The sequence below is a fragment of the Lysinibacillus sp. KU-BSD001 genome, assembly GCF_042920265.1.
Taxonomy (GTDB): Bacteria; Bacillota; Bacilli; order Bacillales_A; family Planococcaceae; genus Lysinibacillus_B.
In genome coordinates, this window is record NZ_JBDQZI010000004.1 from 224,921 (window position 1) to 237,066 (window position 12,146).

The 12,146-nt window shown below is 38.8% G+C and carries 13 protein-coding genes; 1 reads left to right on the plus strand and 12 read right to left on the minus strand.

Annotated features, from left to right (window positions below):
* Nucleotides 1–39 precede the first annotated feature (39 nt).
* From AAGS61_RS08295 to AAGS61_RS08325, 7 genes are all read right to left on the minus strand, one after another.
* Complete coding sequence (locus tag AAGS61_RS08295) at nucleotides 40–1,083, minus strand: beta-carotene 15,15'-monooxygenase (RefSeq protein ID WP_391369969.1); 1,044 nt, start codon at nucleotides 1,081–1,083, stop codon at nucleotides 40–42.
* Nucleotides 1,070–1,513, minus strand: coding sequence for a MarR family winged helix-turn-helix transcriptional regulator (locus AAGS61_RS08300; RefSeq protein WP_391369972.1), 444 nt, complete (start codon nucleotides 1,511–1,513; stop codon nucleotides 1,070–1,072). The genes AAGS61_RS08295 and AAGS61_RS08300 overlap by 14 nt, the downstream gene beginning before the upstream one ends.
* Before the next feature lie 108 nt (nucleotides 1,514–1,621).
* The gene (locus AAGS61_RS08305; protein WP_391369975.1) at nucleotides 1,622–2,092 is read right to left on the minus strand and encodes a dihydrofolate reductase; all 471 of its coding nucleotides are present in this window, start codon (nucleotides 2,090–2,092) and stop codon (nucleotides 1,622–1,624) included.
* 953 nt (nucleotides 2,093–3,045) lie between these two features.
* Nucleotides 3,046–4,668 (minus strand): long-chain fatty acid--CoA ligase, encoded by a 1,623-nt coding sequence (locus tag AAGS61_RS08310; RefSeq protein WP_391369978.1) that lies wholly within the window; start codon nucleotides 4,666–4,668, stop codon nucleotides 3,046–3,048.
* Between the two features lie 47 nt (nucleotides 4,669–4,715).
* The gene (locus AAGS61_RS08315) at nucleotides 4,716–5,483 is read right to left on the minus strand and encodes a 3-hydroxyacyl-CoA dehydrogenase (protein ID WP_391369981.1); all 768 of its coding nucleotides are present in this window, start codon (nucleotides 5,481–5,483) and stop codon (nucleotides 4,716–4,718) included.
* 25 nt (nucleotides 5,484–5,508) lie between these two features.
* The gene (locus tag AAGS61_RS08320) at nucleotides 5,509–6,630 is read right to left on the minus strand and encodes a thiolase family protein (protein ID WP_391369984.1); all 1,122 of its coding nucleotides are present in this window, start codon (nucleotides 6,628–6,630) and stop codon (nucleotides 5,509–5,511) included.
* A gap of 28 nt (nucleotides 6,631–6,658) precedes the next feature.
* A complete protein-coding gene (locus AAGS61_RS08325) occupies nucleotides 6,659–8,194 on the minus strand; it encodes a class I adenylate-forming enzyme family protein (protein ID WP_391369987.1) in 1,536 nt (511 codons plus the stop codon).
* 308 nt (nucleotides 8,195–8,502) lie between these two features.
* Between AAGS61_RS08325 and AAGS61_RS08330 the strand changes: the two genes are divergently transcribed.
* On the plus strand, nucleotides 8,503–9,054 hold the full coding sequence (locus tag AAGS61_RS08330) for a DUF7010 family protein (RefSeq protein ID WP_391369989.1): 552 nt from the start codon (nucleotides 8,503–8,505) through the stop codon (nucleotides 9,052–9,054).
* A gap of 123 nt (nucleotides 9,055–9,177) precedes the next feature.
* On the opposite strand, the gene AAGS61_RS08335 is transcribed toward AAGS61_RS08330, so the two are convergent.
* From AAGS61_RS08335 to AAGS61_RS08355, 5 genes are all read right to left on the minus strand, one after another.
* Nucleotides 9,178–9,405: a hypothetical protein gene (locus AAGS61_RS08335; protein WP_391369992.1), complete on the minus strand. Its 228-nt coding sequence runs from the start codon at nucleotides 9,403–9,405 to the stop codon at nucleotides 9,178–9,180.
* A 102-nt stretch (nucleotides 9,406–9,507) separates the two neighbouring features.
* The gene (locus AAGS61_RS08340; protein ID WP_391369995.1) at nucleotides 9,508–9,750 is read right to left on the minus strand and encodes a transporter suffix domain-containing protein; all 243 of its coding nucleotides are present in this window, start codon (nucleotides 9,748–9,750) and stop codon (nucleotides 9,508–9,510) included.
* 291 nt (nucleotides 9,751–10,041) lie between these two features.
* A complete protein-coding gene (locus tag AAGS61_RS08345; protein WP_391369998.1) occupies nucleotides 10,042–10,827 on the minus strand; it encodes an enoyl-CoA hydratase-related protein in 786 nt (261 codons plus the stop codon).
* 131 nt (nucleotides 10,828–10,958) lie between these two features.
* Nucleotides 10,959–11,420 carry an AraC family transcriptional regulator gene (locus AAGS61_RS08350; protein WP_391370001.1) on the minus strand — a complete coding sequence of 154 codons (462 nt, stop codon included), beginning with the start codon at nucleotides 11,418–11,420 and terminating at the stop codon, nucleotides 10,959–10,961.
* Between the two features lie 507 nt (nucleotides 11,421–11,927).
* The gene (locus tag AAGS61_RS08355) at nucleotides 11,928–12,086 is read right to left on the minus strand and encodes a hypothetical protein (protein ID WP_391370004.1); all 159 of its coding nucleotides are present in this window, start codon (nucleotides 12,084–12,086) and stop codon (nucleotides 11,928–11,930) included.
* Nucleotides 12,087–12,146: the final 60 nt, after the last annotated feature.

Below are 12,146 nucleotides of genomic sequence, written 5' to 3' on the forward strand. Positions count from 1 at the left end.
TAATGGAAAAGCTGCTCCTTTTGAGGAACAGCTTTTTCGTTAAATCGCCTCTATATATGCCATTCTACGCTCGATGATTGCTTTTAATTCACCTGGTTGATCACAGCGAATCGCTACCTTTGAATAGTCCTTCTCAATCCCCATAAACAATGTCGCCTTGATTGGATTTTTCATATATAAAATCATCTGTGGCTGCCCCTCTTCAAATTCCCGGGCAATAAAGGCTAATGTATCCTTCGAAACTTTCTTCTCAAGCTCTGTTCGGTCCTCACATACATAGTCAATATCCGCAAAACGAATTTTCGCACGCTTCATTAAACCGAGTGAAATATACATGGCATCGTCTGTCACATGAACCGGATTTAATCGTACAGCATTTATATCGCCTAAAAAGAAAAACACGGAGTAGATGTTGATGATCAGTAAGACAATCGATAGTATCATTGATTTTTCATGTAGCCACCAATGGAATCCAAGTGTTTCGAGAATAATAGCATGAATGATCATGACCATAAAAGCAATGTAGCTTGAGTTTTTGTGAAGTGTAATCCCTTCAGGCGCTTTCTTTTTCCATGCAAACAGCGCATAGTAAAACATCAATAATTCTGAGCATAATATTTGAATCATTGGATTTTTCTTTACATATTTATCTATCGCATAATGAAAAGAGAACACAGTTGGAATGTTGCTCGATTTTACAAAAGCCATGATTTTGGGAATATAACGAATAAACGTCATAATGAGCAAAATTTCAAACGTAACGATTGCGGCTTCGGCTAATAGACCTACCCATGTTACGGCAACATACGGCTCTAGCATCGCACTCGGAATCATCAATCTTGCTAAAATACAGCCTAGTGCTGCAACAGCAATTGCCGTCTTAATAGAAAACTTGCGCATGATGAGCATGACAAACAATGGCAGCATAATCATGAAATCAATCAGAGAACCAAGCACTACCCCATCTTTCTCTACAGGCAAAATACTCGCGCCAAATTGCGTTCGGTATAACATCGTATTACTTATTAATAATAGCAACAACATGACTAGCCATAACGGTCTACCTTTTTCAATCACCTTCATTGTCATACTCCTCCTGTACAATCGTATTTAACTTTTCAAGAATCATTAAAAGTTGTTGTAAATCCTCTAATGATAATTTCCCGTATACACGTTCATTCATTTCTTGCTGTAGCTTTTCTGCGGAAGTAAAATATGCCTCTCCTTTCTGTGCGAGCGCTAACTTAATCTCTCGTCGATTGTCAGGATTAATGTTTCGAGAAATATAGCCTCTTTCTTCGAGCTTATTAAGTAACTGGCTAACGGCACTATTGGAAACATGTAAATGTTGCGCTAACGCTTTTGTAGTCGATACATTAGATTGAATCAATTCCAATAGCAGCACTTGTTTTGCGGTTAATTGATTGTCAAGACGGCTTTCATATTTACTAGCTAACTGCACAATCAATTCATTTTGTAAAACATTAATTTGTTCAATATATGTATTCTTCAAATTCATAACCCCTAGTTAATAATTAAGTTACCTTAACTATACAGTTCCCTACATAATTTTTCCATAATAAAAAACACGCGAAACCTAAGTGATTTCGCATGTTTTTCATTACTTTTCATAAATACAATATTGGAATGTCATACCTTCTGGTGTAGTAATCGGCTCTTGGCAGCTTGTCTTTTTCCAGCCTTCATACGGTGGGAAATACGTATCGCCTTCAAATGCATAATCAATCTCCGTAATATACAATCGATCTGCTATTGACAGGCTTTCTTTAAAAATTTGCTCCCCACCGATAATCATAATTTCCTCTACATCGCCAGCAAGCTGAATCGCTGCTTCTACACTGCCGACAACCTCAATGCCGTCCGCTTCATATGCAGGATTTCTTGTAATCACGATATTACGACGGCCTGGTAGCGGACGACCAATGGATTCAAACGTTTTACGTCCCATAATAATTGGCTTCCCCATCGTCATTTCTTTAAAGTATTGAAGTTCACCAGGCAAATGCCACGGCATCTTATTATTTACCCCAATTACTCGATTTTTATCATGTGCAACAATTAATGAAATCATCAAAAATCTCCTTTATACGTGAAGTGGTCATTTAATTTTTAAATACTGACTATATCTTTCTAATATATGGATAAATACAGTCTTTTTAAACTTTATTGTTTTTAGCTTTTGTTCAAAATATGTATTCGCTCTATATTTCTTTATAGAGGGTACAAATACTAAAAATAAATTACTACTAATAGATGATACGAGCAAAACTTAACACAAGAAGCCCCCACTTCAAGCTTCTGCTAAGTGCTGGATAGTTCACAGTAATTTGTATCTCAACGTTATTTTATCATGTCTTACTATTATTTTAATACTATATAAGTTCATTGTAATGTTCCAGCATAAGGATTGACTTTAACAATCAGCCTACATGTTGCGCGCTGATCGTCTCATTTGATTGCATTTTGGTGAAGAAATAAATGTTTTTGACCGTTTACTGCAGGGTTTTTGCTCGGATACGGCAACGTTTTGCTCGTGCCGGGAGTTTTGCTCACACTACACACTAAAAGCGCCCTGTTCATGACGAGGGCGCTTCTTACAGATTTTCCGAACGAGAAAGCGCATTCCTTTAGGTGTGGGATGAAAGTGAGATCAGACAAAGAGTAGCTTATGGCTACCTCAGTTGTCTGAAATGTGCTACACTTTGCTGATAGACAAGTACAAGTCTCTAAAACCATTTCGTTCGTTGATAATTGGATATAGTATGAGGTTGCACGAACTAAATCGCTTCGTGTGTAAAACGATATGTGTCGTCATGCAAAAGACGCTAAAACATAGACGAACAAACAATCTGGCTCGTTTGGTAATAGAACGAGCGCGGTATCTGCTATATGCACTGGATACGGAGTGGTGATGGCACACCGCAATCTTGCACGTCAGCCGTAGCAGAAATGTAATCGGTCTTTGGTAGCAAGAATCCCACTGGTATCAGTCAGCTTACCCATTTATGGGTGGGAGTGTCAAATTTAGGCTTGGGGTGTATAACCCTTTAATTCTTCACGTAGCTTTGCTTTTAAAAACTTCCCTACGGATGTTTTCGGAATTTCATTTAAAAAGACAATATCATCTGGCACCCATTTCTTCGGGAATTGTGCCTCTAAACTTTCGAGTAATTCTTTCTTATTAATAATCTCTTTAAATTCTGGCTTTGGTACAACGCAAGCAAGTGGACGCTCAATCCATTTTTCATGTGGAATCGCAATCACCGCTGCTTCAAATACTTTACTATGTGTCATTAATGCATTTTCCAGTTCAATCGAAGAAATCCATTCACCGCCTGATTTTATTAAATCTTTTGTTCGATCGGTAATGCGAATATTTCCTTCTGGTGTGTAGACGGCAATATCTCCTGTATACAACCACCCATCCTTAAAGGCTTCCTTCGTTCGTTCATCTTTATAGTAGTTAGATGCTATCCATGGACCACGTACAATGATTTCGCCCATTGTTTGACCATCCCACGGAACATCACCGTTTTCATTCACAACTCTTGTCTCTATAAAGGGCACAGTTAACCCCTGTGTTAGACGAACATTCATTTTTTCATCAAAACTATAATCATCCATATCGGATGTCAAAACCGATAAGCTGACAAGCGGGGATGTTTCTGTCATCCCAAAACCTGTAAAGTATTCTACACCCATTTCTTCAAATGCACGAATCAGCCCTAATGGGGATGCCGAGCCGCCACATATTAAACAACGCAAATGGGACAAATCTCGTGGATTTGCTTGCTGCTCTTGCAGAACACCTAACCAAATCGTTGGTACACCCGCAGATACAGTTACTTTATATTGCTCAAATAAATCTAAAATTAACGGTGGTGTAAACATTGGGCCTGGTAATACTTGTGTAATGCCTAAATTGACACACGCAAATGGCAGTCCCCATGCATTAGCATGGAACATTGGCACAACAGGTAAAACGACATCTCGCTCTTTTAATGCCACTCCGTCCGCAAAAGCCATGACAGTGCTGTGTAATACAATACTGCGATGCGTGTACACAACACCTTTAGGCATACCCGTTGTTGCACTTGTATAACACATGCCTGCTGGTGCATTTTCATCTAAATCTTCTGGAAACTCGTAATCATCTGAAGCTGCCGCTAAAATTGCCTCATATGAATAAGCATTTGGTAGTGTCGTTTTCGTTAAATCTACGTGATCCCCACAAATGACATAGGCTTTCACTGTTTTAAAATGTGGTGCCACTGCTTCCACTAACGGTAGCAGTGAATCGTCTACTAAAATAATTTCATCTTCTGCATGATTGACAACATAAACAATATGCTCTGGAAACAATCGAATATTTACCATATGCAACACAGCGCCAGCACATGGCACGGCAAAATACGCTTCTAAATGACGATGATGATTCCAACAAAATGTCGCTACTTTCGCTCCTCTCGTCATCCCTAACTTTTCTAATGCAGCAGCAAGTTTACGTGTTCGTTGCCCATATTCTTTATACGTAAACTCATGAATTGTATTTTCAGCTGTACGTGAAATAATTTTTTTATGACCAAAATAACGTTCTGCGCGATTTAAAAAATTGGTTAATAGTAAAGGCATATTCATCATATGCATTTGTATATCGCCCCATTTCGATATAATCATCACCGACGAAGACATTTTTATTTTGGCTGCATGCGAATAGCACCGTCTAAGCGAATCACTTCACCATTTAACATCGTATTTTCAATAATCGTTGCAACAAGGTGTCCGTACTCCTTTGGTTCACCTAAACGTTTTGGAAATGGTGTCATTGCACCTAAAGATGCCTTTGCATCAGCTGGTAAGGATTCAAACAATGGTGTATTAATTAAACCTGGTGCAATCGTCATCACGCGAATGCCAGAAGCTGCAAGCTCGCGTGCAATTGGTAACGTCATACTAACGACGCCTCCCTTTGATGCGCTATAAGCTGCTTGTCCAATTTGCCCATCAAAAGCTGCGACAGATGCAGTATTAATAATTACACCACGCTGACCGTCATCATCTGGAGCATTGTTTTCCATTGCTGCTGCAGCAAGTCGCAATACGTTAAATGTTCCTGTCAAATTCACACTGAGTACGCGCTCAAAATCTGCCAGTGCATGAATCCCTCTTTTGGATAAAACCTTTTGTGCAATCGCAACTCCTGCACAATTTACCGCCACATTGATATGACCAAACGTTTCAATTGCCAAGTCAATTGCAGCTTGTACTTGCTCTTCCTTTGTAACGTCTGTTTTTGCATACGTTACGGCATCCCCTAATTGTGCGACAAGTGCTGCAGCACGTTCATCCTGTACATCCAGAACTACTGCTTTTCCCCCCTGTTCCACAATTTTTCGTACAGTTGCCTCTCCTAGCCCTGATGCGCCACCTGTCACAATCGCTACCACTTCGTTTAATTCCATCTCCCATTACCCCTTTTTTATCAATTTATATTTTTTCAATAATTGTCGCGTTAGCCATACCCATACCTTCACAAATTGCTAGTAACCCATAGCGCAAGTTTTCTCGTTGCATTCGGTATAGCATCGTTGTTAAGAGCTTTGTGCCTGTCGCACCTAATGGATGTCCAAGTGCAATGGCACCCCCATCTGGGTTTAACTTATGGATATCCGCTCCTAGCTCTTTAGCCCAAACGAGTGGTACAGGTGCAAAGGCTTCATTCACTTCATACGTATCAATCTCATTAATTGTTAAATTCGCCTTCTCAAGCACACGTTTCGTTGCCTCAATCGGTCCTGTGAGCATTAATGTTGGGTCGGAGCCGACAACTGTTCTAGCGATAATTTTAGCCAGTGGTTTAACGCCTAGTTCTTCCGCTTTCTCACTTGACATAATAACAACGGCTGATGCACCGTCACTAATTTGTGAAGCATTCCCCGCTGTAATGACACCGTCTTCCTTAAATACTTTTTTCAAGCCTTGTAACACTTCTACGGTCGTACCTGGACGTGGCCCTTCATCTACGACAAGATTATTGACCGGTACAATTTCCTCTTCAAAATGGCCTGCTGCAATCGCGCTAATTGCTCGCTCATGGCTTAACACGGTGTATTCATTGATTTCTTGTTCTGTAAGCTCCCACTGCTCTGCTATTCGTTCAGCCGATAAGCCTTGATGGATGATTTCATACTTTTCTTGTAACCGCTGTCCTCTATGTGCACCCTCTGTATTTGTAAACATCGGTACACGACTCATGTTCTCAATCCCACCAGCGATTACAATGTCCATATCTCCAGCTAAAATAGCCTGCGCCGCAAAATGTACCGCTTGTAAACTTGAGCCGCATTGACGATCGATTGTTACACCTGGCACTTCAATTGGGAAGCCTGCCATTAATGTCGCTGTCCGTGCGATATTTGCTGCTTGCTCGTTCCCTTGTGATACACAGCCTAAAATAACGTCTTCCACTTGTGCTTTATCAATGCCTGCTCTTTGTACAACAGCCTCTAACACATCTGCTGCTAAATCATCCGCTCGTACTTCAGCGAATGCTCCTTTGTTACGTCCAACTGCTGAACGTGCTGCCGCTACTATTACCGCTTCCCTCATTTACCTATCCCCTTTTTTTAGTAATCTATTAATTTGTTCCATTTAACGAACGAGCATCTTGCCACTGCTCTCTTAAATGATATTTCAGTATTTTTCCTGATGCATTGCGTGGTAATACATCTGTCGCGATAAAATGGCGTGGAATTTTATACCCCGCTAAGCTTTGACGACAGAATGCTTGTACCTCATCCTCTTTTATAATTTCACCCGGTTTCGGTACAATAATTGCCGTCACTACTTCTCCCCATTGCGGATCAGGCAACCCGATAATGGCTGCTTCTAAAATTTGCGGGTGACTATTTAATACTTGTTCTACCTCTACCGAATAAACATTTTCCCCACCTGAAATAATCATATCCTTCTTGCGATCAACTAATGTAATATAGCCATCTTCATCGATTGTGGCTAAATCCCCCGTTAATAACCAGCCGTTACGCAACGTTTGCTTCGTTTCCTCAGGCTTTTTATAGTACTCTTTCATCACAGAGCTACTCCGAATAATAAACTCGCCTACTTCGCCAGGTGCCACGTCTTCCATTTGCTCATTTACAACACGGGCATTTAAAAAGGGCATCGCTTTTCCGGCAGCACCTAACTTTGTTTTATGTTCTTCCGGTATTAGGACCACACCTCCTGGTCCAGCTTCTGTCAGCCCACAGCAGTTGTAAAACTGATCTGTACCAAAATAATCGATAGCCCCTTGAATGAGTCCTGGTGACATTGGCGCCGCACCATAGTTACAAGCGCGAATGCTTGATAAGTCGAAGCTGCCTTTTGGTACTTGTAAAATGGCATTGTACATAGCTGGCACAGCGAAAAACATCGTTACACCATATTGTTGGATTGCCTTTTGCGCTTCGACTGGATGAAAATCTCGCTGCACTACAAGGGTTGCCCCAGCAAAGAAGGAGGAAGTCAAAATCATATTTAACCCCGCGGAATGGAACGCTGGCGCAATTAGTAAATACACATCTTCCGGTGAAAGCTTTGTCATTTCATTCACCGACATATTTAAGCTAATAATGTTAGCATGGGTAAATAGAGCCCCTTTAGGTTGTCCAGTTGTACCTGATGTATAAAGAATTTGCGCATCATCAATAGGTGAAATCATCACATCTGGCTCTTCTATATTATTCGTACGAACAGATGCCCAATCTACCGCACCATCATATTGTTCACCGACAACATATAATGTAAGGGGACGGTTAATTTGAGCGATGGCATTTTTAGCTACATCCGCTAACTCCTCATCAACAATCACGGCAACCGAATCTGATTGACGTAAAATATAAGTGAGCTCTGGTACAGTCAGCCTAAAGTTAATCGGCACGATGACTGCGCCCGCTTTCCATATGGCATACGACGCAATGACAAATGCATCCGAGTTCTTTAAAAATAAACTGACCTTATCCCCTTTTTGGATACCTTGCTCTATTAACCCATGACTATAGCGATTCATTTCTTCATTTAACTCCTGATACGTATAGCGCCGATTGTCATAAATCAGCGCTTCCTGATGCGGTGTACGGTGCGCATGGTACAATATCGGTTTTGTTAAATCCAACAACTCACTCTCCCTTTTCCAAAATAGAGAACTCTCTTATAAGCATATGTTTCATATTAAATAGAATTCCTTTTTGCTTAACATAAAATTTGAAATACATAATTTATTGTATTTACACTATCAGTTTTACTACTTGCTTTCATACAAGATAAAAGCTTATTGTGAGTCACACTATTTTAATTGCTTGTGCTATGTGACTTACGGAATAAAAGCTTTGTTTTTGAAAATCGTCTGTGCAACAAAGAAATGAGAATGATGTGGGGAAAAGAAAATAGCTTACTATAAAAAAGAAAGAGGGGGAAACATGTATGAAATCAGCTCGAATATTACATGCATTACGAACAGATTTAGCGTTAAGACAACTGAAAGGGATTCACTTTATAATCATGTCAGTCTTTTTATGGAGCACGTTAATTGTTATACAGGCAACTGACCTCCATATCTTAATGAAGAATTTATTGACATTTTGCGCAACCGGCATGATATTACCTGGTGCATATTATATTTCAAAACTGTTACGCATTGATTTTTCGACTAAAGATAATCCCCTTTCAAAGCTCGGTTTACTTTTCACATTAAATCAGTTACTTTATTTACTCATTGCGATGTGGATTTACCCTACTTTGCCAGAGTATATGCTTATGGTGATCGCCATTATATTCGGGGCACATCTACTACCTTTTGGCTGGCTCTATCATTCTAAAAGTTACACGGCATTTGCTATTATCATCTCGTTTCTCGCTCTGATTATTGGGCTAAATTTCAGCCCATTAGTGCTTGCTATTGCGATGCTTCTACTAGAAATTATTTTTGTTTATTGTTTATATCGAGAGATCAAACGAATTTCACTGAAATCCTAAGCTGTAATCTAAAAAGCACCTAATAGACCTATCCCGTCTATTAGGTGCTTCTTTTTCTTTAGCTTTATATCCTCTCTAAATAACGCTTTATGCTCCACTCAGCATTGTTGTCAAAACAATCAATTATTCTTTTTCAGTGCCCTGCATTAATTGTTCAAAACGCTTCATTTTAGGATCTACTTTAGGCGTATAGTCGAATGGATTTTTTTCTTTGCCAAACTCTACGTTTGCATTCAATTGAACCCCTATTTTCGAACTAGCTGTAGCTAATGGATCATTCATAATATTTTCTCGTTTACCATCAGCATGTGGTGTTGCTTCTACATGCTGATTTTCACTTTTGCGCGGCATTCCAATCAGCTCCTTTGAAGTTAATATGACTTCAAAGCATATGCTTTATGCGTGCACGCGATTTTTCAAATATTATTAGAAAGATACGGCTTCTTATTTTGCTTATTCATTTTTCCGCCAATTTTTTGGATTTAAATATTTTTTATATTTTGTGATCACTTCTTTACCAACAAATATAGCACCTATCCAGAAAAATACCTCTGCTAAGACAACGGCTCCTGTGACAGCAGCAGCTTTCATACCAAGTGAAAATGGCAAAAACGGGATCACGACAAGTGAAATCCAAAGTAAGCAAGCAATAATAATAAATACCCACCCTACTTTATACAAAACTTTATTTTTCAATGTAAATCCTCCTGAATCTAATTTAGCAACGTTCACTAAATTAGATTGTACAACATAACTTTTTAGAGAAGTAAAAATTTCTTTTTCTTACTCATTATTTGCTTTTTGTTCTTAAAATTCGGGGATACCTACATCAAAGGATACTTTTTAACGTTGTTTCAAAAATTCGAAATCATTTAGGAATGTCACGATTCTCCACTTGAACTAAGGATATTTCGTTCAATGAATAAAAAAACGAATTCCACGTTAGGAATCCGTTTTTTGATTATATGGCTATATATCGTTTTCCGTTTATAAAACCGTGTTTTTCGTATCCTGCCATACAGGCGGTCTTTTTTCAAAAAAGGCTCTAATCCCCTCTTGGGCATCAGGATGTTTGCTGTTAAGCGCAATCACTTCTGTCGCATAATTAAGTGCTTGGAAATCTTCCATATTAATTTGTTGGTAAAATTGTCGTTTCCCTAATTCAATAATATTTAAGCTTTGTTTTGTGACTTGCTTCGCTAATTTCTCTGTTTCTTCATCTAACAGCTCAGCAGGTACGACTTTATTCACTAAGCCATACTGTAACCCTTCCTCTGCAGACATAAAGTTCCCAGTGAATAATAACTCTACCGCCTTTTTTCGTCCAATATTTCTACTTAAAAATACGGCGGGTGTACTGCAAAACAAACCGCTATTAATGCCCGGCGTCGCAAATTTCGCCTCATCACTAGCAATCGCCATATCACTCGCTGCAACTAATTGTGCTCCCGCTGCAACAGCCGCTTTTCGTACTTTTGAAATGACAAGTTGCGGAATGTCTCTCATTGTCCGCATTAAAATTTGGCACGTTTGGAATAATTGTAACACTTCATTTTCCGTTTTAGACTCGATTTCTCTTAAACTATGTCCCGCGCAAAATACTTTTTCTGATCCCTCTATGACAACTACCTTGACTTCTCTTTCAGCGCCAATTTTTTTTAATAGCGTATCTAATTCCTGCAGTAGTTGCATTGTTAGCGTATTAAATTCCATTGGGTTTTCTAATGTCACATAAGCAATGTCCTCTGTTTGTCTAAAAGATAAAAATTCCATCTCTCCACTCCTTATCAATTCTATCATTATAAAGTATATTTTGAATGTTCAGTCAATAAAGGTCAAGAAAAAATATCCATTTTTATATAATTTAACTAGAATCATTCAAAAAACTACTATAAATAATAGAGTCACTTGATTGGTATACAAATTTCACAAGTATGGTTATTAACAAGTTCCACTGTATACCGCTCCAAGATAGGTCTTGTTTCATCTAATGTAAATCCTTCGTTTTCTAATTGTAGAAACACTTCACCCCAAGCCCTTTGAACAGCTTCTACTGTATGAGTTACTTTAAAAACAGCGTACCTTCCTCCACGAATGTTGCCCAATTTTACCCCATCAGCATTTACACGATAATCATCAGGAACGACTAAACACGCATCGTATCGACAATTTTCTGGCGCTACAAATGCTGGATTGTCTTGGGCAATGCCGAGGAGAATAGATTGATCAGTAAATAAGTGATTAGCTTTCACCCAACATTTAAATTTCTCCATGAGTTGTACATTTACATTTGTCGTGCCGTAGGGACCCGTCTGTCTCATGTACGCAATTGTACAAGACGGTATGTTTTCAATTTTAGCATCCATATTTTTTCCCTTTCGTTTAATAGTACATCGATGTCTGAAATCATCATATAGCCCTTTAAAATGAAAAACAACTTAATTTTTAAAATAGTCAAACTACCATGTAATTGTTCCAGCATCACGATTGACTTTAAAAATCAGCTTGCATTTTAGCTAAAAAATAAATATTTGGCTCGGGCTGGAGCGTTTTGACCGGATACGGCAGCGTTTTGCTCGTACCGGGGGTTTTGACCGCATGCAGCGACTTTTGACTCAGATATCGCAGCTTTTTAATCGTTCAATGTCCACAGTTTTAAGATGATTTATCTAGTTGCCTATTTGAATCTGCATATTTTCCATCACACTATTAACCTACACACTTGCCTGTAAAACTTAAGAAAGCTACATGAGATATTTAAAGAAGAAAAACCCCAATACACACTTTTTAAAGTGTATATTGAGGTTTAGTGCACAATGAATTGTAAGCAAAGTTCAAGAAGTAACCTTCCTTAAAAGGAATACAATCTACCATTACTGCTGTTTATTTTCATTTTGATTACGATTGAGATTGAAGTCCACTTCCTGAGCGAACTCTTCTCTGTTTGTACGCTCTCTGTTAGCATTTTGATTTTGGTTTTGTTGTTTTTTGCCATCTTGCGTTTTATTGTTTTTATGTTTATTACTACCCATTTTCCTCTCACCTCCACCATTAGTGTGAGTGATAGGTGAGATTTTATCCGTATATATTAC

What these genes read in the sequence shown, in the direction of transcription:
- AAGS61_RS08295 (WP_391369969.1), bottom strand. Translation starts at nt 1,083, where the DNA reads ATGAAGGTGATTGAAAAAGGTAGACCGTTATGGCTAGTCATGTTGTTG.
- AAGS61_RS08315 (WP_391369981.1), bottom strand. Translation starts at nt 5,483, where the DNA reads ATGGAATTAAACGAAGTGGTAGCGATTGTGACAGGTGGCGCATCAGGG.
- AAGS61_RS08330 (WP_391369989.1), top strand. Translation starts at nt 8,503, where the DNA reads ATGAAATCAGCTCGAATATTACATGCATTACGAACAGATTTAGCGTTA.
- AAGS61_RS08350 (WP_391370001.1), bottom strand. Translation starts at nt 11,420, where the DNA reads ATGGATGCTAAAATTGAAAACATACCGTCTTGTACAATTGCGTACATG.
- AAGS61_RS08310 (WP_391369978.1), bottom strand. Translation starts at nt 4,668, where the DNA reads ATGCATATGATGAATATGCCTTTACTATTAACCAATTTTTTAAATCGC.
- AAGS61_RS08305 (WP_391369975.1), bottom strand. Translation starts at nt 2,092, where the DNA reads ATGATTTCATTAATTGTTGCACATGATAAAAATCGAGTAATTGGGGTA.
- AAGS61_RS08345 (WP_391369998.1), bottom strand. Translation starts at nt 10,827, where the DNA reads ATGGAATTTTTATCTTTTAGACAAACAGAGGACATTGCTTATGTGACA.
- AAGS61_RS08335 (WP_391369992.1), bottom strand. Translation starts at nt 9,405, where the DNA reads ATGCCGCGCAAAAGTGAAAATCAGCATGTAGAAGCAACACCACATGCT.
- AAGS61_RS08320 (WP_391369984.1), bottom strand. Translation starts at nt 6,630, where the DNA reads ATGAGGGAAGCGGTAATAGTAGCGGCAGCACGTTCAGCAGTTGGACGT.
- AAGS61_RS08355 (WP_391370004.1), bottom strand. Translation starts at nt 12,086, where the DNA reads ATGGGTAGTAATAAACATAAAAACAATAAAACGCAAGATGGCAAAAAA.